The sequence below is a fragment of the Pedobacter psychroterrae genome, assembly GCF_004331695.1.
GTDB classification, from domain to species: domain Bacteria; phylum Bacteroidota; class Bacteroidia; order Sphingobacteriales; family Sphingobacteriaceae; genus Pedobacter; species Pedobacter psychroterrae.
The window spans coordinates 1,013,899-1,036,111 of sequence record NZ_SJSL01000001.1; the positions used below are offsets into that span (position 1 = coordinate 1,013,899).

The following is a 22,213-nucleotide window of genomic DNA, read 5'->3' on the forward strand; positions in this document are numbered from 1 at the left end:
TGGGTTTCGTTTGAGGGGACGGGTACAATTTAATGACCAGTTGGGAAATACCCTTCTACCAATATTTTCTATATCAGGTCTGAGAAAATCTTACAAAATGGCTGAGTATGGCAAAAATAGTGCAAATATACTCGTTCATTTTAAAGAAGGCGGGGCCAATGCTTTTTTAGACTTGCCATTACATGAATTATTCGAATCCAACGTCGAATTAGATCATTTTTTTCTCCCTTCGGAATTGAGGGCTCTACAGGATCAAATAGAGGCCCCTGAATCGGTTCAAGCGAAAGTAAGCATTGTGCAGAGTTTTTTAATTTCAAGACTCCGTTATAACAAACCTGATCTGTTAATTGGCCATGCTATTGAAAAAATTAAGATGGCAAATGGGATAATTAGCGTTAAGGATTTGTCGGAAAATCTTCACATCAGTATAGATGCGTTTGAGAAGAGATTTAGGAAAATTGCTGGGGCGACACCGAAACAATTTTCTGATATTGTTCGGATGAAATCTCTAATCGCCCAGGTACACTTTAACCACAGCCTTCTTGATACAGCATTAAACGCAGGGTTTTTCGACCAATCACACTTTATAAGAAGCTTCAAGGGGTTCACGGGGCAAACTCCCAAGGAGTTTTTGAGTGCAGTATCCAGACCTGTTGAGTAATTAATCGCCTAGACCTACAAAAGTGTCGAAAAATTATGGCACTTCTACATCGCTCGTTAATCCTGCTTTAGCCCTTCAGAATTTGGATAAGGTCGTCGTTGATGTAATATACCTCTTTTCCATCCTTGGCTGGGCTCAAGATCTTTGCAGCAACGAGTTCGCCGAAGTATTTGGTCAGCGTAGTTCTAGAGGTAATGCCCACCAGGTAGCTCTCTATTTTCATTTTCGTCGGCAAAGGAATTATACATTTTAAAATTGGTCTTCGGTGTAATGGAAGTATATTCTTGTACCGACCAGCGTTCTAATCCTTCAGGACTCACCATTGCATAAAATCTTCTTCCACCAACTATAAAGTCCATGTATTTTGTTTTCGACGACCAAGGCTTCGGTGCTACCCATTGATCTAGTAACTCTTTTGTAGTGAAGGCATCCCAAACTAAGGGTAGTTCAGCATTAAATTCTCTCGTAATAAATACCGTTTTGTCAGGTTTGTTGACTGTAAACTCAAATAATAAATTAGTTTCCATGGGTTTTATTTTTTAGGTTGTTTTTTTATTTTTGTTAATAGCTCATCGAGTTGATTAAATTTGGTTTCCCAAATTTTTCTGTACTGATCTAACCATTTGTCTATCTCTTTCATTTTCTCGATTTCAAGTGAGTAGTAAATCTCCCTGCCTTGATATTCTTGCTTCAATAATTTGCATTCAGTTAACACCCGTAGATGTTTCGAAACCGCTTGTCGTGTGGTGTTGAAGTTTTCAGCAATGGCATTCGGAGTCATTGCTTGTAATGCGATTAAAGCAATAATTGCTCGTCTTGTTGGGTCTGCAATTGCTTGAAAGATATCTCGTCTCATTTGTGTAAAGATTAGATTGTGAAACTATTCGGTTGCAAACATATATGCAACTATTCGGTTTCGCAAATTTATTTCAAAATATTATTTAAGCTGCAAATCTTCAAAACAAGAGTTTGAAATCGGTGCCTTAGAGACCACAAAATGGCCCACCAACTTTTATACCCCGCCTTAGATGAGTCATTTCATTCTGCCCGTGTGTAAGCCTCTCTGATCCATCTGATAATTTCCTCATCGATTTCGTTTACCGAAGAGAGATTGATTTTATGGGAACACATGGCGTTTGGAGTAGTAATGGCCTGCAATTTTCCTTCGGGCGCTCTACCCTTTAAGTTGATGCCGATTTCAAACCGGGTTTTAGTGGCCGGTTGCAGGGTGGCGAACTGTTTGTTCCGCCGTAAACTGACGTAGGTGTTTTTCGGGGCGATTTCTATGTCGTTCCCGAATTGTTGGATTTTTGCCAGGAGGGTTTCATAAATTGCTTTCAGGTCTTCTTTCCCCTTGTACTGGGTGGCTACCAGATCGGTACTTTCGGCTTTTGATCCGGCATCTGCCCCCCTGGATTTGAGCGCAATCAGGTTGGCGAACCCATGGGTGAGTCCGTGCTGCTCTTTCAGATATTTCAGCATTTCACCGTGTTTAGCCAGCGCTTGCCCATTGGTGATTTCGATCCATTCTTCCAGCGTTTTACCTGTGTTTTTGTACAGGTTTTCGATCATGGTCTGCGTGCCTTTATCCATTGTCTTCGTGTTGGTTAGCTAAATTTAAGAATTAGTTTCTGGAATTCAATGGTAGCTGGATCTATACGCTCAGGTTATCCTTTCATACCGAAGTACTATGCAACCTGAACTCAGCGTGTCTGAGGCCATCAGCTTTAAACCCAGGTTTTCTGGTAAGTTCATTTCGGTGAATAAGCGACGTCCTTGTCCGACAATTACCGGGTGAACGACCAAATGGAATTCATCTATTAACCCCAATTCGATCAGTTTAGCCGGTAATTCAACGCCGCCGGTGGAGATCGCTTTACCGGGTTGCTGCTTTAGTTTGAGGATTTCTTCCTTCAGGTTATCGTGGATAATGGTGGTGTGCTGGTCATCAACGAGGTCTATAGTTTTCGAAACCACGATACGCTTTAAGCCAGCGAATACTTTGGCAAACGCATTGGAAGTCTTGTCCATGGATTGCGCCTCAGCGACCTGTGGCCAGAAGGGTACCATCAGTTCGTATGTTTTCCGGCCGTAAATGACCAGATCTGCATTTTCTAGCAGTTCCCGGAAATAGTCGTGGACATCCTTCTCGCCGCCGAATTTGGTATGGTCGCAGCAGCCATCCAAAGAGATGTTAATTCCATAAATAAGCTTTCTCATATATATAGGTTTTTAATGTCAATGGCGACCAAATTAATCCTGCCACCGAACTGGTGCCCGCCAGTTTCAATTTCCCGGAAAGTCGCTCCTGGCAGGTTCTGCCGGTATTGTTCGAGATGATCAAAGGGTACCTCTTTATCGTCTTTGCAATGATAGAAAAAGAACCGACTGTTTTTTGGAAGTTGCCTTGCGAAGTCCTCGCAGAGTTTTATCCCTTGTTTCCAAGCTTCGTTCCCTGACCAGAATGGGGCGGCGAGCAGGAAGATTCCGGCTGTTTTGAAGCGCGCTTCGTTTTCAGAGATGTATTTAAGCAGCATGGATGCCCCAAGGGAATGTGCGACTAAAACAAACCCGTCTTTTAAGGAGGCGATCTGTTCGCCAATTTGTTCGGGCCAGCCAAAATCGGGTGCATCGTCATTGGAGGGGATTTGGGGGTAAAGGATTTCATAGTTTTCTCCCAACCCTTCCTGTAGTGATTTGACCAGCGCCGCGTCTGCTTGATAGCCGTTATCTCCACCTCCCTGTATAAACAGCACTTGTTTTTTCATGTCCGTTCAAGTTTGTTGTAGTTTGCCCTACATGTAAAACACGTTGAATTTATGTCCGTCCGGGTCTGCAAATACGCATCCATAATATCCTTCGCCAAATGCTGAGGGTTTGGATATAATCTTTCCGCCTGCATTTAGGACTGCGGTTTCCCAAGCATCCACCTCTTGCTTGCTTTCTGCGGAAAGGGTAAAGATCATTTCATTGGCGAGGTGGGCATCCGATATTTCAATCTCCACATTGGCTTTCAGTACATCTTTCAGAAAAAAGTGCATCACAAAGTTCTGCTCACCAAAAAAAAAGCTGGTCAGGTCACTGGATCGTCCGTTAGATTTAAATCCCAGGTCGGTGTAAAACTTTGTTGTCCGGTCAAGATCACTGACTGTTAAATTTGACCATATTTTTTTCGGGTTCATAGCTAGTTTTTTAGCGTTAAAGATTCTTTACTAAGTTAGGGTGTTCTGGTAGGAGACCGGCGGTGTATATGCGACATTTAACGGTCAATTTGCGACTTTCCTTAAAGGAGAGATTGATGGAATTAAGGTTGACCTATATTAAAAAGTAAATATTCACATATCTTTGATGTGAAATACCACCGAAAGCTGGTTGATGAAATACAATGGATCATATACAAATCACTAAAGCTACCATTGCTGACTTAGAAACAGTGCAGATGATTGGAAGGCAAACCTTTTTTGAAACATTTGCGGAAAGCAACACGGAAGAAGATATGAATAACTACCTGCAAGAAAATTTTTCTGAGGAAAAGGTCGCGGCGGAGTTAAGTAATACGGGATCTCAATTCTTTATTGCCTGGGATGATGCAATTCCTGTCGGCTATCTGAAAGTAAATACGGGCAACACTCAGACTGAACTACAAGATAATACCTCATTGGAGATTGAGCGTATCTATGTAAAAAGTAGTCATCACGGCAAAAAGGTTGGACAGATACTATATGACAAGGCACTTGAAACAGCGCAACTTCAAAATAAAGTGTTTATGTGGTTAGGAGTATGGGAAGAAAACCCTCGTGCGATTAGATTTTATGAAAAAAACGGATTCGTTGCCTTTGATAAACATATTTTTAAAACGGGTAAAGATGAACAAACCGACATCATGATGAAAAAGGTTTTGCAATAAGACGCAATTATCTTTGGGCTTATCTTCATCAGAATTATAATTGACATCGATAAATATCTGCTTATTTCATTAAGAGAAACGCATTGTCCATATCCCCGACCCACTTATACTTGTGTACCGTACTTTGCTCCTGTCCAGCTTTATCTTTCTCATTGTGGGAGATATAAAACAGCCCATTACCTAAAGGATGCAAACCTGTAGCCCCCCATTCAAAATGCCATCCGCTAATGCCTGTAGCTGAATCTTTCGGCCCGGCTTGCAATAAAGAAAGGATTTTGACTTTTATCTTTTGATTACCAGAGGATATTTGATCATTGACAGGCTTCTGATGAGCATCGATCACAAACAGGTCGTAATTTGGAAACTGGCTTTTAGCACCACGATATACTGCAGCAAAGAAATTTCCTGTATAAGGATCATAAGCCAGATTTTGGATTCCATACCGCGTGTTACCTGTTTTCACAAAATACTTTTCCATAGGTTTTGCCGGTCCGGATTGATGAAGTTGATTCTGAGAGAGCCCCTGTCCATATTTGTCCCAGTTGCTGATGTCGTACTGTAATAACACCTGATGGTTATTGTCGGCCCGGGTTGTATCTCCATATATACCATAAGCAATATATAGATATTTTTTTTCCGGATTGGGACTTCCGGGTGCCGGGCCGAATGTAATTCCGTCTATCCCTGAACAAGCAAAGCGGTGTGGCTTGGTTTCATTCCTGTCCTGTACACTGGCCTCATAATCTTTTACGGCTTCCTTAATATAAACTGTGCGCAGCAAATCTTCTTTTTCTGCAGTCATGTTGGGCCGTATAATTTGGGATCCGTCGAATATTGCAATGTAAAACCCATTTTTGGGTGGATTTTGTTCACCCAAAGATTTGCTGATATTTTTACCGATTGCATCATTTTTATACTCTAGCGAGCCGTAAATCCTTCCGTCTTCAGCGATATCCAAATCACCCAAATGCCCCACAAAACCAGTTACACTGCCGACCAGGTTACCCTTAAGGTCCATCTTGATCAATTTATCGGTAAAAGAAAAATATACAAATCCCTTTTTCTGATCAACTGCAACACCCTGTACGTGGAATTTGCCCTGTTTTCCAGAATAGATAGCATCCGGCAAATTGGCCGGTACGCTCTTATCCTGAGATTGAGCGTCCAGTTTCAGCACTACAAAAAGAAAGGAGAATAATAATAGATTTTTCATATGGACCAGCAGAAGATAATCGTGTATCAGGTTTTGATATTACAGATTATTAACTTCAAAGCCACCGTAACTGAGCATTTCTGCGTTGTGAGATACAATGAGGTTAAGCTCTAGCCTTTCTATCAGGTCTTTTGCCTGGGTAATATTCCGGTGCATATCATTAATGCCCCTGATCTCAATGCCTTTAGCCATCAGTTTAAATTTGTTCGGCTCAAACTTGTCGATAAATTTTTGCAGGTCTGAGCTGATCTTTACTTCTTTTTTTTCCATGTTGAAATCTAATTTGCTAATTAAGTGCAAAACAAGGCAAATTGTTTTAACTCTTTGGTTAGTTAATGTTATGTTATCAATTCAGGTAACGCTTGACAGAGATTTAACGAGGGGTTGCGGCTTTCTTACCAAACTGTCTTGGATAATAGGAAATGGTGGTCATGAAATACTGTGTGAGTACATTTTGTGTGCCGATGGTAAAACTGTTGGAATTTCCATAGTTGATCGCACTATTGTTCTGGCGTAACAGATCAAGGGCCGAGAATTTGATCTCTGCATTGTTGCCTTTTAAGAAACGATATACCGCACTGGCATTCCAGATGGTAAAATTGATGTCTTTAGCACCAGAAGAAGCGCTCTTGTTGAAACTTACATTACTATTTAGTGTAAACTGCTTGGTTATATTGTAGCTTGTACTCAGGCTGGTTCCGAGATTCTTTCCACTGTATTCGGTATTGAAAGCCTCTTGTTTAGATTGATAAGTTGAATACGATTGGCCTAATACGACTGCGAGGTAGCTTTTGTAAGTGTAGTTAATATTGGCATTGGAATTTGTGTTTAGGTTGCTGGAAAAAGTAAATACATTGTTGGTATAACCAGGGTTTTTATTGGCATTTACATTTCCACTCAGGCTTAGCTGGATCTCAGAAGATTTAAACTTATAAGCCTTTCTGATGCCGCCATTAAAGTTGAGATACTTGTGCCCATCTGCATTTACCAGGAATACGGTCCGCCTGTTCTGGTCATTAATCAAAAGACTGTCTACTATATTGTCTTTTATCAGACCGGCAGATATCCTGAAATTATAATTCAGCGAGTTTTTGCTAGCCTGGTCATAATGGCTGAAGCTGAAAGACATTTCCTGGTTTACTTCCTCGCGAAGGTTAATGTTGCCCCTTTGCAGGTAGTACAGATTGGTGCTATCGGTCAGTGGGGCTAGTTGTTGGATACCCGGCATCTGTATGGTCGTGTAATAGTTCAGGTCATAATATCTGGAATACTCACCATATTGGTTATCACTATAGCTAACACCCCCGTCCGGAGCAAACCTTTTGTAACTTCGCTTGATATCCTGAAAAGAACGGTCTGATTCATTATTTTGTGCAACCAATATCTGTTTAGGATGGAACCTCAGCGTTAAGTTCTGATAGAACCGGTTGGAGAGGCTTTTGTAAAATGATTTTTCGATTCTTAGTCCTGGTGTTTCCTCAATGACGTCTGTCTGAACCTGATTATTTAAATAAGTGTTGACGCGGTAAGTATTGGTCAATGTGTCGAGATCCTGTACGCGATTGTCATTCTTGTCAGATTTCACAATCAGTTTATTCGTTAAATCAAAATTGATTCCTGCCAGTCGCTTATCACCGAATATCAATGATTTTAGACCGGGCAGGGTTAGGTTAAGCTCTTGGTTAATACCATCATTTTTTGTATCGTATTTACGGTTAAAATCGCGGTTGGCACCGGCATTGGTAAAAGACCTGAACTCGGTCAGGTTGAGGCGCTGGCTTTCGTTGTTATATCCAGACAAAGCGTAAGTGGCAGAAAAGCCCCTAAAGCGCATGTTATGTGTAATGATGTATGGAGAATACCGATAGTCGCCACGAAGGTTGAAATTTAGGTTTTTAAAATTGCTGGTATTGAGGGAATTATTGGTGCTTGTCAGCGCGTTCTCTAAATTCCCTGCAATACGGTTGGTTTGTTCTTCACTATCACCCTGGTTGATGTTTATCGATTGGGAGAGGGTTAGATTTTGACCTCTTTTTGAGAATTCATAATTTGAATCGAAACGCTGATTGGTATTTGAGGATAAGTTAGTATTGTCACTTTTCTCAAAAATTTGATCTGTGCTGTTTACAGTAGTGGTGGTCCTGGTTTCAGAGATGTTATCGCTGTTGCGGTCCTGCAGGAAATAATTGGCTTTTAGCGTGCTTTTCTTTTGGTAGGTAGGGTTTTCTATGAAATTGTAGGTCAGGCTTGCCCCCGCCGCACTGGGTCGGTTGAGCCCTGATGCCCTGAAATCAGGCTGATATTCCACGTTGGTACCTACCCCCTTAAATGTACTGTTAGACATTAGCGAATTAATGTTGTTGGGTGTTTTGTTAATATTGTTAATTGCACCCACCAGTGCGAGCTCCATTTTTGGAGTAAACATATTGATACTGGCATCCGACTCAAAGCGGTTGTTTGTGCCATAACCGATCCCAATCTTTCCAAAAAAGCCAATGTCTTTTCCCTTTTTAAGCTTAAGGTTCATTTCGAGGGTAGAGTCTAGCGGGTTGCTTTCATTCTTCGCAGTATTGTATACCTGTACTTTCTGAAGGGCATTTTTAGAAATATTCTGGAGGGCTATCTTGGCATCGCCACCAAAGAAGGACTTGCCGTTTACCTTGAGACTTTTTACTTCAGCTCCATTTACGGTAATCTGCCCGTCTCCCCACAAAGTGACATTGGGTATGGCCCTTAGCATGTCTTCTACTGTAGCATTTGTATCCAGTTTAAAAGCCGCCGCATTAAATTCAAGCGTATCACCGTTTACGCTGATTGGGGGGACAGAGATGACTACGTCATCCAGTGTCACATCGCTGCGGTCAACAATGATTGTTTGCAGGTCTATGGTGTTGTTTTTGGCTGATGGTATGATAAAATTCTTACGGCCAGTCATATACCCGACATGGCTAATCTCCAATTTTAAAAGCTGGTCTACCGGAAGATTCCTGAAATTAAACTCTCCGTAATTGTTAGTAACCTGGTAACTGAGCAATGTACTGTCTGCAGCTTTATATATGGAAACTGTGGCCGATTTTAAGACATAATTCTGAGCCGTATCCCTTACAATACCTTTGGCGGTTCCAGGATGGGTAGCAGGTTTGGATTGTTGTGCGTAGGTGGTAATAAAAGCAGTACTTAGCAGTACAGCTATCATTGAGAACGTAAATTTTAACATGGAGCGTTAGTTTTTCTTTGGTTTTAACTGGATGATGACCGGATTACTTTTCTTGTTCTGTGTTTTAAAATATGCAGTTAATGCGGGGTCATATTTTCTATCTTTACCTTCGTTCTGTTCCTTGAAATTAAAGAGGGCCAGAGAAGAGTAGCTTGTGTAGAAATATTGGCCATCAAATAAATGGAATCCTTTATTGGCAAAATCGTAATGTATACCGGCATCAGTTACCGGGAGAAATTGCGATAAGGAATCGGGCTCTATGTCTGAAATTGAGGTGACCATGCCATTCTTCAGGTTGTAAATAAAAGCTTTTCTCTCATTGGCCCCCCAAGTCCAGTTGCTCACTTTAAAATAGAGATTATTGCCAAATTGATATGCGCTGCCGATGGCATAATAGGCTTTGGGAAACTTATCAAAATACTCACGCCTTTTGCCTTTATAAATAGGATTTTCTTTAAAATCGGATGGTAATGAGTTGTTGGCAGGAAAGATAATTCTGTAGGTAAGAGAAAGCTTTGACGGTGTTATTTTGTATATATTATATTCATAGAAATTGACGAAAAAAAGCTCGTCCTTTACCCCATAATCGGTTATTGATTCTCCGCCGGAATAGAACTGGTCGCCCTTATATCTGTCCATAGAGAAGGGAAAATAAGCGGCAACTTTTTTCTTGTCTTTAACCAGGCCGAGGTCATAATAATTGCTGTCTTTGTCTATTTTATCCATATAGCTGCGGTCTACCTCTGTGCCGTCGCTAAATTTACGATTGCCACCATATACTTCGCCGTCCCCGCTCTTCGCTTTCCTTGCCAGCTTACCGTTTAAATCAAAATAGAAGAAATATTTACCCGCTGAGACCTGAATAAGTTGCTGGTTGTTCTCTTTTTTTAAAGTAAAGCCATAAAAGTCCTGGTTTTCTTTGTCAGCAGGATCTTTTTCAATTTTGCTTCCATTGATTTTTGCTACATATTTTCCCTCTTTAGTAAATATTAAAATGGATTTCGTATCGTAATCCCAGATGACGTAATTATCGTCAGTAATATGAAGCTGACTAATGGAACCAAAAAGACTTTCTTTTGTGGTCTCCAGGGGTATGAACTTGATTTCGTCAAAAACCTGGGAAGCTGCAGCCCCTCTGGAGGCTGAGGGGTCGACACGAAGCGTTCTCATTTCAGAACTGTCGACTTTACTGGCCTGAGCCAGTACCTGGCCAAAGGAAAGAGTGCAGATTACAAAACTGCTGAGAGCGAATTTTAACATATAAGAGTTGCGTTTGTTTTCTAAAGGTATTGATTCCCTGAGAATACAAAGACTAAATATCCTAATTTAACATAATTTAAGGATTCAGCTATCAGCTAAATAAAATGATACAGGAAGACTACATTACCTACATATGCAGGTTTTGGCTGATCTTTAATGATGAGGGTAGCTTCGATCACTACTTTGGTAACCCCTCTCAAATTTATTATCGAATTGAGTTTTGCCTTCAGTTGAACTTCATTGTCTACCATTACGGCTTGTCCAAATTTAAAGCTTTCGATACCGTAGTTTATTTCCATTTTAATGTTGCGCACATCCGCAATTTGCTTCCATAAATATGGAATCAACGATAGGGTTAAATAACCATGTGCGATGGTGCTTTTAAATGGGCCTTCACGTTCTGCTTTTTCTTTGTTTACATGTATCCATTGATGATCTAATGTTGCATCAGCAAATCTATTGATCTGGTTTTGATCTATTGTATGCCATTGAGAAACACCGATCTCTTTACCTAAATGCGATTCGTACTCTTCGTAATTGTTAATGATTACCATATTTTTTTTATTTCCGGGTCTAAGTTAGATGCTCGCCCCTTAAAAACAAACATCACAGGAAAAATAGTAAAATTTTATAAATTATTTAAGAACTTCGCCATTTCTGTGGGTTTATCTGTATTCAGATAGTCAACGCCAAGTTTTATGAATGTCTGCCAGCACGTTTTGGTGTCTGGATTGCCCCAGAACCGTACTGGCTTCTTTAAATTATGTACGGAATCTACGAAATTGCGTACCCTTGCCTGTTCTTCCGGAAGCATCGGATCTATTCCGTTCCATAGCGTAAATTGCTGCATAGCACTGCTAAAAAAAGCGATTCTCTTTAGCTGATCAGGTGTGTAATTAATTCCGGGCCGTCCGTCAAAGAAAAAGATCTCATCAAAGTCCTTAAATTTTTCAGCAGACGGGACCGATCCACTAAATACCAGGCGTACAGCATCCGGATTGTTTTTCGTGTCAAAATACTTCCGGATAGGTTTTAGTTTAGCTTCGAGCACTTTTAGCGCAGGTTCTCCGGCTGTTTTTAAATCAATCATGAACTGCAGGTGTCCCCCATTTTTGTAAGGCTTTCCCCGGTTTATTTTTATCTGTTTCAACAGAGGTTCCAGGTATAGTTTTTCAATGGTCCTGGTGCTGTCTATTTCTTTTCTGGTATGCGCCACGTATAGTTCTTTTCCGATCAGGTATACGTCAATTTCCATGGATGCAAAGCGGTTTGCATAAGCAGTATAAAAGGGTATTGGCTGAAGGTAGTCATTGTGAGAATGCGCATTCTTGTTCACCTCATATTTCTGGGCATAAAGCGGAAACATGCCTGCTAACGCAATCGTAAGGCAAAGAAGGATTATCTTTTTTATCTGCATTTTTTAAAATTATAATACCATAAAGTTAGTGTCTGAAAGTGATCAATTGCAAGAATTTTTTACAATAAAATTTTTCTTATTTGGTTCTGTAAAGAGGCCCTCGGCTATTGGGCGCTTGGAGAGTTGATGGCTTTTCCATAAATTATTGTAAATTGTGAAATATTAAAACATAAATCAATGAAAATCCTGATCACCATATGTGCGTTATCTTTCTTTTTGGTCTCTTGTTCACCTGTTAAGCAACAAAAAACGGGTAAATGGATCAGTCTGTTTGACGGAAAAACACTTAACGGCTGGAAAAAGAATCAAAATCCTCAAACGTTTAGTGTAGAGGACGGAGCAATCAAAGTAGCCGGACCGATCTCACATTTGTTCTATGACGGCCCGGTAAGCAACCATACTTTTAAGAATTTTGAGCTTAAGGCGCAGGTAATGACCAAACCTGGTGCTAACTCAGGTATTTATTTTCATACTGCATTTCAGGCTGAAGGTTTCCCCGATAAAGGTTATGAAGTACAAGTCAATAATTCGCATACTGACTGGCGCAGAACAGGGAGTTTATACAGTATTCAGGACGTGAAAGAAACCTATGCAAAAGACAATGAATGGTACGAAGAATACATTATGGTGCAGGGTAAGAAAATAACCATTAAAATTAACGGCAAAACAGTTGTAGAATATATAGAGCCGGATGATGTAGGCAGCAAAAATGTTGGTGGCAGGGCCATCGCTAATGGAACATTTGCATTACAGGGACATGATCCTGGCAGTGTAGTGTATTACAAAGATATTATGGTAAGGCTTCTGCCGGAAAAATAACTATTTAACTCTGTTAAATACAAACAGATCAGTAAATTTCCATTTGTCGCCTTCCTTAGTTCCCCTTGCAATCACGAATTGATTAGGGCTGCGTTTTTCATAGAGAATCTGCAGACTTTCCCCTTCTTTTTGAAAGATAGCCCGGTCTTTGCTTGCTTCTACAAAATGATAACGGTCCTGTTTGTCCTTTTCCTCCAAACCCAGCAGGCCCGGTTTAAAGTGTTTTACCATCGAAACCAACCCTTTCTCGGATTGTTCATAGGCTAATATTTCGTAAAGATCGGCTTTTCCGCTCTTCATCATGCGCATGAAACCCAATATGTTCTCCCCTTCCGGTTGCAGCCAGACTCCCTCAATTGTCTGACCCTGAGCGGTAGTGGCTTTCCAATGACCCTGAATAAAAGCGACATCGGCAACTGAACCAGTATTTTGCTGTGCCTGTGCATAGATTTTAGCTGTAAAACCATTAACAAATAATAGCAGGATTAAAGTGTAAAGATGTTTCATAACAAACGATTAACAATGAATAGTAGACTTAGGTAAGATTATTATATATGCTCAATATATGAATTTTATAAAGGTGATGTGTTTGCTTAACTATCCGGATTAAAATTTATTTATTTCAACATCCAGCCAGGTTATTCTCGCTGATAACCATGTTTTTAATTGAGCTACTTCCGCGGAATAGGTTCCGTAGGCGACAGGATTAGGCCATACTTTTTTGTCTAAAATTTTCCACTCTTCAAAATTCTTTCTTTGAGAAAGATTAATGTATGCAGCATTTTGGTCTATTGATGCTGTAATATCTTTGATTTCTTTGTTTTTTAACGCGTTCCATCGAGCTTTCACCTTTGCACTAAAATTTGGGTCCTGAAACAAGCGGCTGAACCACGGCCCATCTTTTATCCACCATCCTGTGGAGTAACGGGCATCTGAATAATCTACATTTCCTGCTGCAAGATCGAAATCCCATAGAGGGCCTAGTCCGAGTTTACCGCCTCGGTTTTTGTAATAAAATATGCTGGAAAAGACTTTTGCATCTTGATTTTTCATGATCTCCTGTACGATAAACCAATTGATAAACGATTCGGTATTTATGTATTTGTTATACCCTTTTTCCGGATCAGCGAAATCTTCTGAGAAAATGGCATCCTCAGTTTGCTGCATATAATTTTTGATGTAGGTAAACTGTGCGGGAGTGATATCTTCTGGCGACTTTATTGTAAAAGGCAACTTACGTTTTTCCGTTTCAAACCTATTTGGCTCATCTCGGCGCTCATCCTGCTCCAGTAAATATCCACCGGTTATTTCTTCGGCTGAAGTATTTGACTTTTTTAGTTCGGGGATATTTACACGATTTTCGTTCACTTCTACCTGACTTGTTAGAAAATATGACCCTTTGTATTTACCGTTTAATACCAGTTCTACCGGACGTCCCTGTGGCGTAAAGTCTGCCCCTATTTTTGTTCCAAATTCAAATGCGGTACTTGTACGCAGCAGTGTCTTGTCAGAATAATTCGCGAGTAAGACCCAGTTTTTAGCAGTAGGCATGCCAAGCATTGGGGTTTTGTCAGTAAATTTCAAACGGTAAGGTTTTTTCTCCATGCCCCACGTGGAATTTCCCCGCCCTTTTACCTGTAAGGGAATAGTTGTTTTGGCTTGCTCATAGAGCGTATTTGTATTGACTATCAGACTTCCATTCAGATAGACGTCTTTAGAAACTATGTCATTACCGCCCTCTGTGCTTAAATGCAAAATCGGAATTCCGGTAAAATTCTTGAGTAAAAATTTGTAAGTTTTAGTTGTCCCTTTTTCTGAGGTCAATTTGTACAATACGGGTTTAGAAAAGTCTGTGGCTGTAGTCCCGCTAATTTGAATGGTATCGTTTACTGTTATACGTGCGTTATGTGTAATAAAACTTGCTACGAATTTTTTATTATTGGCAAAATCAGGAATTAATACTTTGATCTCGTCGCCACTAATGATGCCTGATATGTCCTTAGTGATTTTGCCTGCATTATATTTTGCCTCAAAGAGCACAGAAATCAAGGAGACACTGTCTTTCGTTCTCGGTTCGGGTTCTGGCTCCTGAACTGTAATGTTATCTTTTTTACAGCTCCATATACTTATTAAAAGTATTAAATAAATAAGGTGTTTTTTCATTTGGTTAGAATGCTTAGTTTTCTAAGATACTAAAATTAAGCAGTTTCTGTCCAAAAGTCTATTAATTTTCTTTATGAAAATTTTCCATCACCAAAATTGCAGCGCCAACTAATTCAGCATCAAAACCAATTTCGGAAATGATAATCTCTGTTTCGCTGGCAAGACGTGGAATGCAATATTTATTAAGGGCCTGTTGTATGGGTGCAAGTAATAATTTCCCGACTTTCACTCCTCTTCCGCTAATCACAATTGCTTTAGGGTTCATGATATGGATCAGGATGGATAGTCCCCTGCCGATTTTATAGGCAGCTTCTGAAAGTAACTCAACGGCGAACTGATCGCCCCTGTTTGCTACATCCATCAGGGCATCTCCAGCATCTACTTTTGATCTTTCACTAAAACCCTGAAAGCTTGATATCCTGCCGTTTTTGATTCCTTCCAACGCTTTTTCTGCAACGGCCAGCAGGGAGGCTTCGGCTTCAAGGCAGCCCTGCTTGCCACAGGAACATAATGCCCCTTCTTCAGTAATTGGAATGTGACTGAACTCTCCTGCAAACCCAGAGTGGCCCCTGAATAATTGTCCGTTGATGATCATGCCAAGTCCAATACCCCAGCTTAAATTTATGACCATTACATCTTTAATGGACTTGGCAACGCCAAATTTAAGTTCAGATAGCGCAATCAGACTGGAATCATTGTCTATAAAAACAGGAATGCCTGTTGCTTCAAAAATGCGTCCGGTAAGGCTTTTATCCCCGGCATCCAGATAAGTATAGTTGACCCCTTCGTTAATGTTTACAAATCCAGGCATACCTATTCCAATGCCGATCAGCTTTTCCTTGTCCAAATTAAATTTGCTGATGTGTTCAGAAATTATACTGGTCAGGCTGTTTAATGAATTAGGATTGTTAAGTAATTTTAACTCGATTATTTCGACCGGAGTAATGTAATTGTTTAAAAGGTCAATGGTAACGATACGTGTAGATAACTGATCCATTGCTACAGTTACTATATATAGCCTATCTGATTTAACAGCATACATGAGTGGTCTTCTGCCTCCGCTTGAAGGTGCGTAGCCCTGCTCTACAACCAATCCCATTTCTATTAAATGGTTTAGTGACTTGGTTACAAGAGGGATACTCTTGTCAATCAGTAAGCTTAATTCTGCACAAGACATAACTTTGCCGTAATACAACTGCTGTATGATCTCGGCGTATAGTTTTGAATTTTTTTTATTAGTGTTAAACACAGGTAATTCGTTTAAAAGGTCAGTACTACAAAAATAAAGAAAGCGCAGGCAAATATATGTTACTTTGTAAAAAGAATTGTCTAAAACTGGCCTAAAAAATTTAAATGATCAACTGTTCTTAAAAAGTTTAAAAAGTAATTGAAGTTATGATGCAAGTTGGTTTGAAACAGTTGTTTTAGGTCTCTCGTATACAAACTTAAAACAATATTTAAATAATTTTATAATTCTTTTTAATTTTTTTTTAAAGTTGTCATTTTTTTTATTAAGTTTGAGGTAAGCAATCAAAAAGATGTCTGAATGTTAAGAACACCCTGCGCTTTACATCGTTTGATCAAGCAATATTAGAACCTTTAACTAAACCAAACAAAATGAAAAAAAGTCTACTTTATTACCGATTTTATGGATTGGCTACTAAAACGATTTGTTGTCTGATGCTAATTGCTGGTTTCGTTACTCCCGCGTTTTCAGGAGTATCTTCAGCAACAGTAGCTAACAAGTTTCAGTCTTTTACACTGAAAGGCAAAATCAAAGATGAGAAAGGCAGTGCCATGCCCGGGGTTACCGTAACTAACGTTACCCAAAAAAAATCCGTATCTACCAATGAGACAGGGGATTTTAGTATTTTGGCTGATAAAGGTGATGTGGTCACGTTTAAAATGATTGGCTTTCAGGAAAAGTCTGTTATTGCATCTGATCAAAATAACATCGTGGTGGTATTGGCTGAACAGGCCGTACAGCTTGATAATACGGTAGTCACTGCCCTTGGTATTAGAAGAGAGGAAAGGTCTCTGGGATATTCGGTATCAGAAGTAGATGGCGAGGGATTGAAAAAAGCAAGGGAGACAAATGTTATCAATTCTTTGGCTGGTAAGGTTCCCGGATTGATCATTAACAGTGGGGCCGGTGGACCAGCGGGTGCTTCGCGTGTTATCATCCGCGGAAGTACATCTGTATCAGGCAATAACCAGCCTTTATATGTGGTTGATGGTATTCCCATCGACAATTCAAATTATGGCGGGGCAGGTAGTGGTCAATATGCCTCTGGTGTAGACATGGGAGATGCCATATCAGCCATAAATCCTGACGACATAGATAAAATCAGTGTTCTAAAAGGAGCTTCTGCATCGGCATTATACGGGTCAAGGGCCGGTAATGGTGTAATCTTGATCACAACAAAAAAGGGAACTAAGAATAAGGAGTTGGGTATCGAATTTAATAGTACATCTTCTCTGGAGCAACAGTTGACGAGTTATGATGGTTATCAGTCATTGTATGGCCAGGGAATAAAGCAACAGCTGAATACGCTTGAAATACAAGACTACAATACCCTCAATAAGAGTTTCGGTGCACGTATCGACCCTGATTTGACCGTAATCACCGGCACAGGGAAGCGGGTGCCTTATGCCTATGTAAAGAACAATATCGATGGGTTTTTTAAAACCGGAAGTACATTTACAAATACCCTTTCATTTACTAATGCCACGGACAATTCAAATTTCAGGTTTTCGGCTTCTAATTTAACTAATCGCGATATTATTCCAGAAAGCGGGATTACAAGGAATTCCTTTACATTTAGCGGAAGTTCCCGTTTTGGATCAAAAATTACGTTAGAAGCCAGGGCATTCTACATGAATGAAGATGTTAAAAACCGCCCTTCATTGGCCGACGATCCAGCAAATATAGGGAACAGTTTTCTTACCCTGGCTAACACGGTAGATCAGGCCAGGTTCAAAAACGAATATAAAAATGCTGATGGCAGTTACCTTGACTGGAATAATGGAAACCAGTATCGACTGAATCCTTATTGGATTATCAATGAAATGACGAATGATACCAAAAAAGACAGGTTGCTTGCCTCTTTGCAACTCAACTATAACATTTTAAGCTGGTTGTCCTTGCAAGCCAGGGGATCTTCCGATCAGACATACGTTAATTTTGAGAAGTTCAGCCCAAGAACTACTCCAGGAGCTTTAACTGGTATGCTAGACCAGAATAATAGCAAGTATAATACTATAGAAGCAGATGCTTTGTTAACCGCCCAAAAGCAATTCGGTCAAAACTGGAATTTGTCGGCACGGCTAGGTTCGAGTATTACTCGCAATAACATGTCGGGTAGTGTTATGCAGTTTACCAATCAAGCCATATTGGATGTAGCAATACCCACAAGTTACACAAGTCAGTCTGTGTCGCCGCTGGCAAGAAAACGTCACATGAATTCTGTCTACGGACTCTTGACGGCCGCGTACAAAGGGTTTCTATATTTCGATGCCACTTTGAGGCAAGATGCGTACTCCACCCTGCTATACGGGGACAACTACAAAACCTATCCATCGTTAAATGGTAGTTTTGTTTTTTCTGATGCGTTTAAAATGGATAAGAAATACCTTACATCCGGCCGCATTAGGGCTTCAATCGCGCAGGTCGCATCAGATACTGATCCTTTCCTGACGGCCCAGTACTACAAAAGTAATTCTCTTCCCTTTGATGGGCTGCCTACTGGAGGTTTGTCAACAGACATTCAGGCAAAACTTGCAGGTTTAAAACCCACCACTACACGCTCTTATGAGTTTGGGGCCGATCTCAAGTTTTTCAACAGCAGATTGGGCCTTGACGTGAGCTACTATAATTCTAAGTCAAAAGACCAGCTGAATATATTACCAGCTCCCGTTTCATCAGGTTACAAGACAACGATACTCAATGCCGGTGTAATTTCGAATGAAGGTGTTGAGATTGCATTAAATGCAACACCGATAGCCACTAAGGATTTTAACTGGGATCTCAGTTTGTCTTTCGCACGAAATATAAATAAGGTAGAATCATTGGCTGAGGGTACACCATTTCTGGTATTGTCCGAAGCAAGGTGGATGGGGATATCGGTAGTAGCGATGCCTGGAGCGGATTACGGTTCCCTGCTTGGCAATGACTATCAGTACGATCCAAACGGAAACGTGATTCTTAATGCGAATGACCTTCAGCCCGTTTTAAGCGATAGTCGCAAGGTAGTCGGAAAGGGTATTTTTGACTGGACCGGGGGACTAAGTAGTACGCTAGGCTATAAAAACTTTAGTCTCGGTGCGGTATTCGATGCTAAATTCGGTGCTGATCTGCTTTCACTGACCAACTTAGGGGCTGCAGCGAGCGGTTCACTTGAATCCACCTTAGAAGGCCGTGCTGAATGGATAAAATCTGAGGAAGATAGACAAGCCAGCGGGCAGACCATTGATCAGTGGACGGCCGCAGGCAAAGTAGGCGGCCTTGTGCCAAAAGGAGTAGTTCAGACTGGCGTTGCATCTGACGGAAGCCCGATTTACACCGAAAACACACGGGCAGTTGATCCTTCTGTATATTGGGGCAGATATTCTGATCTGTTGAACGGGGTAGCCAGTCCATTTATATATGACGGTTCCTACATCAAAATGCGACAGCTTACACTCAGTTACAGCATCCCCTCGTCGCTAACCGGCAAATGGGGAGTAAAAGATGTGCAGGTGGCACTGGTAGCCAGGAACCCATTTATTTTGTATAGAAATGTTCCGAATGTTGACCCGGATTCAAACTATAGCAATGGTAATGGACAGGGAATAGAGTATGGCTCCTTACCTGGAAGAAGGAGTTATGGGTTTAACCTGAACTTTAGATTTTAATGATTCCCTCTAAACTGGAAAAAATGAAAAAGCATATAAATTTATATACATGGTTAACAGTATTAGTGCTGTTCACCGCTTCTTGTAAAAAATTTGGGGATACGAACGTCGACCCAACAAGATCCTCAAACATGGATCCTTCCGTTCAGTTGACTACCGCCCAGTTGCGGTTTTCAGGAGATCTGAATGTGAATCAAAGGACAAATATCATGATGACTATGCCACTCGTGCAGCACATCGCAGGTTCCTATGTTAACAGGTATGGAGGCGCCTATCTCAGAGATCCGAACGTGATGGGAATACTTTGGGAAGATTCTTACGGAAATGATATTGTCAACATTATTGATGCGGTTAAACGGACGACTTCCCTGCCTGAAAAGAGTAATTTGAACGCTGTCTGCAGGATTATGAAAGTTTACATATTTTCAAGGATGACCGACCTCTATGGTGATATTCCATATAGTGAGGCAGGCCAGGGAGTTAAACCAAAATTCGATACTCAACAGGAAATTTACAACGATTTTTTCAAGGAGCTTAAAGAGGCCTCATTGCAGCTGGATGCGAGTAAAGACGCCGTAAAAGGAGATGTCTTTTACAACGGGGATGTAAATGCCTGGAAAAAATTTGCCAATTCTCTACGCCTTCGTTATGCAATGCGTTTAGTTAAGATAGATCTCGCCAAAGCTAAAGCTGAAGCGCAACTGGCATTCGATTCAGGAGTATTTACTACAAACAGTGATGTATGTAAGGTAGACCATGAAGACGTGAGAAATCAGTATGAAGCATCAGGCAGGGGCGATATCAGGGGTAATGCGGTTTCTGAATCTTTTCATAAAGATGGGGTACCAGGTCGCTTTACGACAACTTTCCTGGAGCAACTCCGCAGCACCAACGATCCAAGATTGAAGTATATGGTAAAATACTATGTAGATAATGCTGCTATACCACCGATTAACCGGATTGACATCACAGAGCAAATAACATCACAAATTGGGTACAATGGCATTATCCCGGGGCACTATTTATGGAATGATTGGAATAATCCCCTGCCTATCACCGTACCAGGAACAGGCACGTACGATGCCAGCAGCAATGATCAGAAGGCTCAACCAGCTAATTTCCTGTTGCGTTTTAACGCGCCGTTTTTACACCTTACCTACTCTGAAGTTGAACTTCTGCTTGCGGAGGCAACAGTCAGGTTCGGAAGCACATTTGGTGGTTCTGCTACTGAGCATTATCAGAAAGGCATTGAAGCCGGAATATTGCAATTGAGCTACTTTCCCGGAGGGCCAACTGCTAACAATACCGAGATTAGTACCTTCATCAGTAGTAATGCTTTGCTCCCTGGCAGAGAAATTGAACTTATCAACAAGCAACTTTGGTTAACTTTGTTCTTAAACGGCACTGAAGCTTATTCAAATTGGCGAAGATCAGGATTCCCGGTTCTCACGCCCGGAAAAGGGGTAGATGAGCCAAGTGAAAGTTTGACTATTCCGAGACGTTTTGAATATCCTTATACTGAAGAGGAACAGAACAGAGCAAATTTTGAGAAGGTATTACCAGCACTTGGCGGTACCGATACCTGGAATGCCAGAGTTTGGTGGGATAAGCAATAAACGGTCAGGATTATGAAACATGTAAAATTATTCCTAAGGTTATTTTGTTTGATGATGTTGGCGGCTGGCTGTAGTAAAAAAACAGTCAACGCTAAGGAGTCGGAACGGGGAGAACAAACAATAAACAACTTTAAAGTAGTGGGGTATATGTTTTCCAGTGGTGATCTGCTTGCGAAGTCAGCAGAGCTGGACTTCAGCAGGATAACCCATCTGATAGTCGCATTTATAAATCCTGACGCTTCCGGAAATTTTGCTGCTGTAAACGGTTTACAGGCATTAGCGAAGAAAGCACACGACAACAATGTCAAGATCATAGCGGCATTTGCTGGCGGTAATCCACCCCAACATTTAAAGGAACTGATTAAACCAGCCAATAGGAAAACACTGGTAGACGGACTTACACAGCTTACCCGAACCTATAACCTGGATGGCATAGATGTAGACCTGGAAGGGGATTTCGTAAATGAGCACTATGAAGCATTTGTAGTTGATCTTTCTGTATCTTTAAAAAAGGAAGGAAAGATTATGACTGCTGCGGTAGCAACCTGGAACTCAACAGCGTATTCACAGAAAGCAATAGCACTGTTTGACCTTATCAATATCATGTCTTACGACCAAACCGGTCCCTGGAGAAAAGATCAGCCAGGGCCGCACTCCACTTATGTAGCAGCAGAGGCAGATTTCGAGCATTGGAATAGCACCAGAGGCATCAAAGCGGAGAAATTAGTGCTGGGACTGCCTTTTTATGCGTATGGATTCGGACCAGATATCAGTGAGGATATGAATTATGGCAGTCTTGTGGCCGCCTATCCAGGATCTGAAAAAGTTGATCAATGGGAACTGCCTGGTAAAGGAACATTTTACTACAACGGTATGCCTACCATAAAAAAGAAAGTAGGTTATGCAGTCAAAAAGAAGGCTGCCGGAGTGATGATTTGGCAGTTATTGGGTGATGCAAAGGGCGAGCTGTCCTTGCTTAAAGCAATTAACGACGAAGCCTTGCTACAATTAAAGAAATAAATTCAATCATTTAATAAATTATTGATT

The 22,213-nt window shown here is 40.8% G+C and carries 22 protein-coding genes; 6 read left to right on the top strand and 16 right to left on the bottom strand.

Features of this window, described 5'->3' with window-relative positions:
- Positions 1 to 97 precede the first annotated feature (97 nt).
- A complete protein-coding gene (locus EZ437_RS04435) occupies positions 98 to 661 on the top strand; it encodes a helix-turn-helix transcriptional regulator (protein WP_131593631.1) in 564 nt (187 codons plus the stop codon).
- A 67-nt stretch (positions 662 to 728) separates the two neighbouring features.
- Here EZ437_RS04435 and EZ437_RS04440 read toward each other — a convergent pair whose 3' ends face one another.
- The 7 genes from EZ437_RS04440 to EZ437_RS04470 all read right to left on the bottom strand — a co-directional run bounded on the left by EZ437_RS04440 (position 729) and on the right by EZ437_RS04470 (position 3,843).
- Positions 729 to 884, bottom strand: a complete 156-nt coding sequence (locus tag EZ437_RS04440; protein WP_205942639.1) for a hypothetical protein — start codon at positions 882 to 884, stop codon at positions 729 to 731.
- Entirely contained in the window at positions 847 to 1,188 is a 342-nt protein-coding gene (locus EZ437_RS04445) for an SRPBCC family protein (protein WP_131593633.1), read from the bottom strand. Before EZ437_RS04445 ends, EZ437_RS04440 begins: the two co-directional genes overlap by 38 nt.
- A 5-nt stretch (positions 1,189 to 1,193) precedes the next feature.
- Positions 1,194 to 1,517 carry an ArsR/SmtB family transcription factor gene (locus tag EZ437_RS04450; RefSeq protein WP_131593635.1) on the bottom strand — a complete coding sequence of 108 codons (324 nt, stop codon included), beginning with the start codon at positions 1,515 to 1,517 and terminating at the stop codon, positions 1,194 to 1,196.
- A 182-nt stretch (positions 1,518 to 1,699) separates the two neighbouring features.
- Positions 1,700 to 2,254, bottom strand: a complete 555-nt coding sequence (locus EZ437_RS04455) for a DUF5655 domain-containing protein (protein WP_131593637.1) — start codon at positions 2,252 to 2,254, stop codon at positions 1,700 to 1,702.
- A 69-nt stretch (positions 2,255 to 2,323) separates the two neighbouring features.
- Entirely contained in the window at positions 2,324 to 2,881 is a 558-nt protein-coding gene (locus EZ437_RS04460) for a dihydrofolate reductase family protein (protein ID WP_131593639.1), read from the bottom strand.
- A complete protein-coding gene (locus tag EZ437_RS04465) occupies positions 2,878 to 3,429 on the bottom strand; it encodes an alpha/beta hydrolase (RefSeq protein ID WP_131593641.1) in 552 nt (183 codons plus the stop codon). The genes EZ437_RS04460 and EZ437_RS04465 overlap by 4 nt, the downstream gene beginning before the upstream one ends.
- 27 nt (positions 3,430 to 3,456) lie before the next feature.
- Complete coding sequence (locus EZ437_RS04470) at positions 3,457 to 3,843, bottom strand: VOC family protein (RefSeq protein WP_131593643.1); 387 nt, start codon at positions 3,841 to 3,843, stop codon at positions 3,457 to 3,459.
- Between the two features lie 203 nt (positions 3,844 to 4,046).
- On the opposite strand from EZ437_RS04470, the gene EZ437_RS04475 reads away from it, so the two are divergent.
- Positions 4,047 to 4,568 carry a GNAT family N-acetyltransferase gene (locus EZ437_RS04475; protein WP_131593645.1) on the top strand — a complete coding sequence of 174 codons (522 nt, stop codon included), beginning with the start codon at positions 4,047 to 4,049 and terminating at the stop codon, positions 4,566 to 4,568.
- Positions 4,569 to 4,629: 61 nt separating this feature from the next.
- Here the strand turns inward: EZ437_RS04475 and EZ437_RS04480 are convergent, their stop codons facing one another.
- The 6 genes from EZ437_RS04480 to EZ437_RS04505 form a co-directional block, all read right to left on the bottom strand.
- The gene (locus EZ437_RS04480; RefSeq protein WP_131593647.1) at positions 4,630 to 5,781 is read right to left on the bottom strand and encodes a hypothetical protein; all 1,152 of its coding nucleotides are present in this window, start codon (positions 5,779 to 5,781) and stop codon (positions 4,630 to 4,632) included.
- Positions 5,782 to 5,820: 39 nt separating this feature from the next.
- On the bottom strand, positions 5,821 to 6,051 hold the full coding sequence (locus EZ437_RS04485; RefSeq protein WP_131593649.1) for a hypothetical protein: 231 nt from the start codon (positions 6,049 to 6,051) through the stop codon (positions 5,821 to 5,823).
- 103 nt (positions 6,052 to 6,154) lie between these two features.
- Entirely contained in the window at positions 6,155 to 8,998 is a 2,844-nt protein-coding gene (locus EZ437_RS04490) for a TonB-dependent receptor (RefSeq protein ID WP_131593651.1), read from the bottom strand.
- A 6-nt stretch (positions 8,999 to 9,004) separates the two neighbouring features.
- Positions 9,005 to 10,258: a 6-bladed beta-propeller gene (locus EZ437_RS04495; RefSeq protein ID WP_131593653.1), complete on the bottom strand. Its 1,254-nt coding sequence runs from the start codon at positions 10,256 to 10,258 to the stop codon at positions 9,005 to 9,007.
- Between the two features lie 95 nt (positions 10,259 to 10,353).
- On the bottom strand, positions 10,354 to 10,812 hold the full coding sequence (locus EZ437_RS04500) for a MaoC family dehydratase (protein WP_131593655.1): 459 nt from the start codon (positions 10,810 to 10,812) through the stop codon (positions 10,354 to 10,356).
- 74 nt (positions 10,813 to 10,886) lie between these two features.
- Positions 10,887 to 11,675 carry a phosphatidylinositol-specific phospholipase C/glycerophosphodiester phosphodiesterase family protein gene (locus tag EZ437_RS04505; RefSeq protein WP_225869488.1) on the bottom strand — a complete coding sequence of 263 codons (789 nt, stop codon included), beginning with the start codon at positions 11,673 to 11,675 and terminating at the stop codon, positions 10,887 to 10,889.
- 177 nt (positions 11,676 to 11,852) lie between these two features.
- On the opposite strand from EZ437_RS04505, the gene EZ437_RS04510 reads away from it, so the two are divergent.
- Positions 11,853 to 12,494 (top strand): 3-keto-disaccharide hydrolase, encoded by a 642-nt coding sequence (locus EZ437_RS04510; protein WP_131593657.1) that lies wholly within the window; start codon positions 11,853 to 11,855, stop codon positions 12,492 to 12,494.
- Here EZ437_RS04510 and EZ437_RS04515 read toward each other — a convergent pair whose 3' ends face one another.
- From EZ437_RS04515 to EZ437_RS04525, 3 genes are all read right to left on the bottom strand, one after another.
- Entirely contained in the window at positions 12,495 to 13,001 is a 507-nt protein-coding gene (locus EZ437_RS04515) for a DUF6265 family protein (RefSeq protein ID WP_131593659.1), read from the bottom strand. It abuts the gene before it with no gap.
- A 99-nt stretch (positions 13,002 to 13,100) separates the two neighbouring features.
- Positions 13,101 to 14,657 carry a CotH kinase family protein gene (locus EZ437_RS04520; RefSeq protein WP_131593661.1) on the bottom strand — a complete coding sequence of 519 codons (1,557 nt, stop codon included), beginning with the start codon at positions 14,655 to 14,657 and terminating at the stop codon, positions 13,101 to 13,103.
- 61 nt (positions 14,658 to 14,718) lie between these two features.
- A complete protein-coding gene (locus EZ437_RS04525; protein WP_225869489.1) occupies positions 14,719 to 15,906 on the bottom strand; it encodes an ROK family transcriptional regulator in 1,188 nt (395 codons plus the stop codon).
- A 368-nt stretch (positions 15,907 to 16,274) separates the two neighbouring features.
- Between EZ437_RS04525 and EZ437_RS04530 the strand changes: the two genes are divergently transcribed.
- Genes EZ437_RS04530 through EZ437_RS04540 form a run of 3 tightly spaced genes read left to right on the top strand, consistent with a single transcriptional unit; the run spans position 16,275 to position 22,186 of the window.
- The gene (locus tag EZ437_RS04530) at positions 16,275 to 19,550 is read left to right on the top strand and encodes a SusC/RagA family TonB-linked outer membrane protein (RefSeq protein WP_131593663.1); all 3,276 of its coding nucleotides are present in this window, start codon (positions 16,275 to 16,277) and stop codon (positions 19,548 to 19,550) included.
- Between the two features lie 23 nt (positions 19,551 to 19,573).
- Positions 19,574 to 21,166 carry a SusD/RagB family nutrient-binding outer membrane lipoprotein gene (locus tag EZ437_RS04535; protein WP_165500343.1) on the top strand — a complete coding sequence of 531 codons (1,593 nt, stop codon included), beginning with the start codon at positions 19,574 to 19,576 and terminating at the stop codon, positions 21,164 to 21,166.
- A 12-nt stretch (positions 21,167 to 21,178) separates the two neighbouring features.
- A complete protein-coding gene (locus EZ437_RS04540) occupies positions 21,179 to 22,186 on the top strand; it encodes a glycosyl hydrolase family 18 protein (protein ID WP_131593667.1) in 1,008 nt (335 codons plus the stop codon).
- Positions 22,187 to 22,213 lie beyond the last annotated feature (27 nt).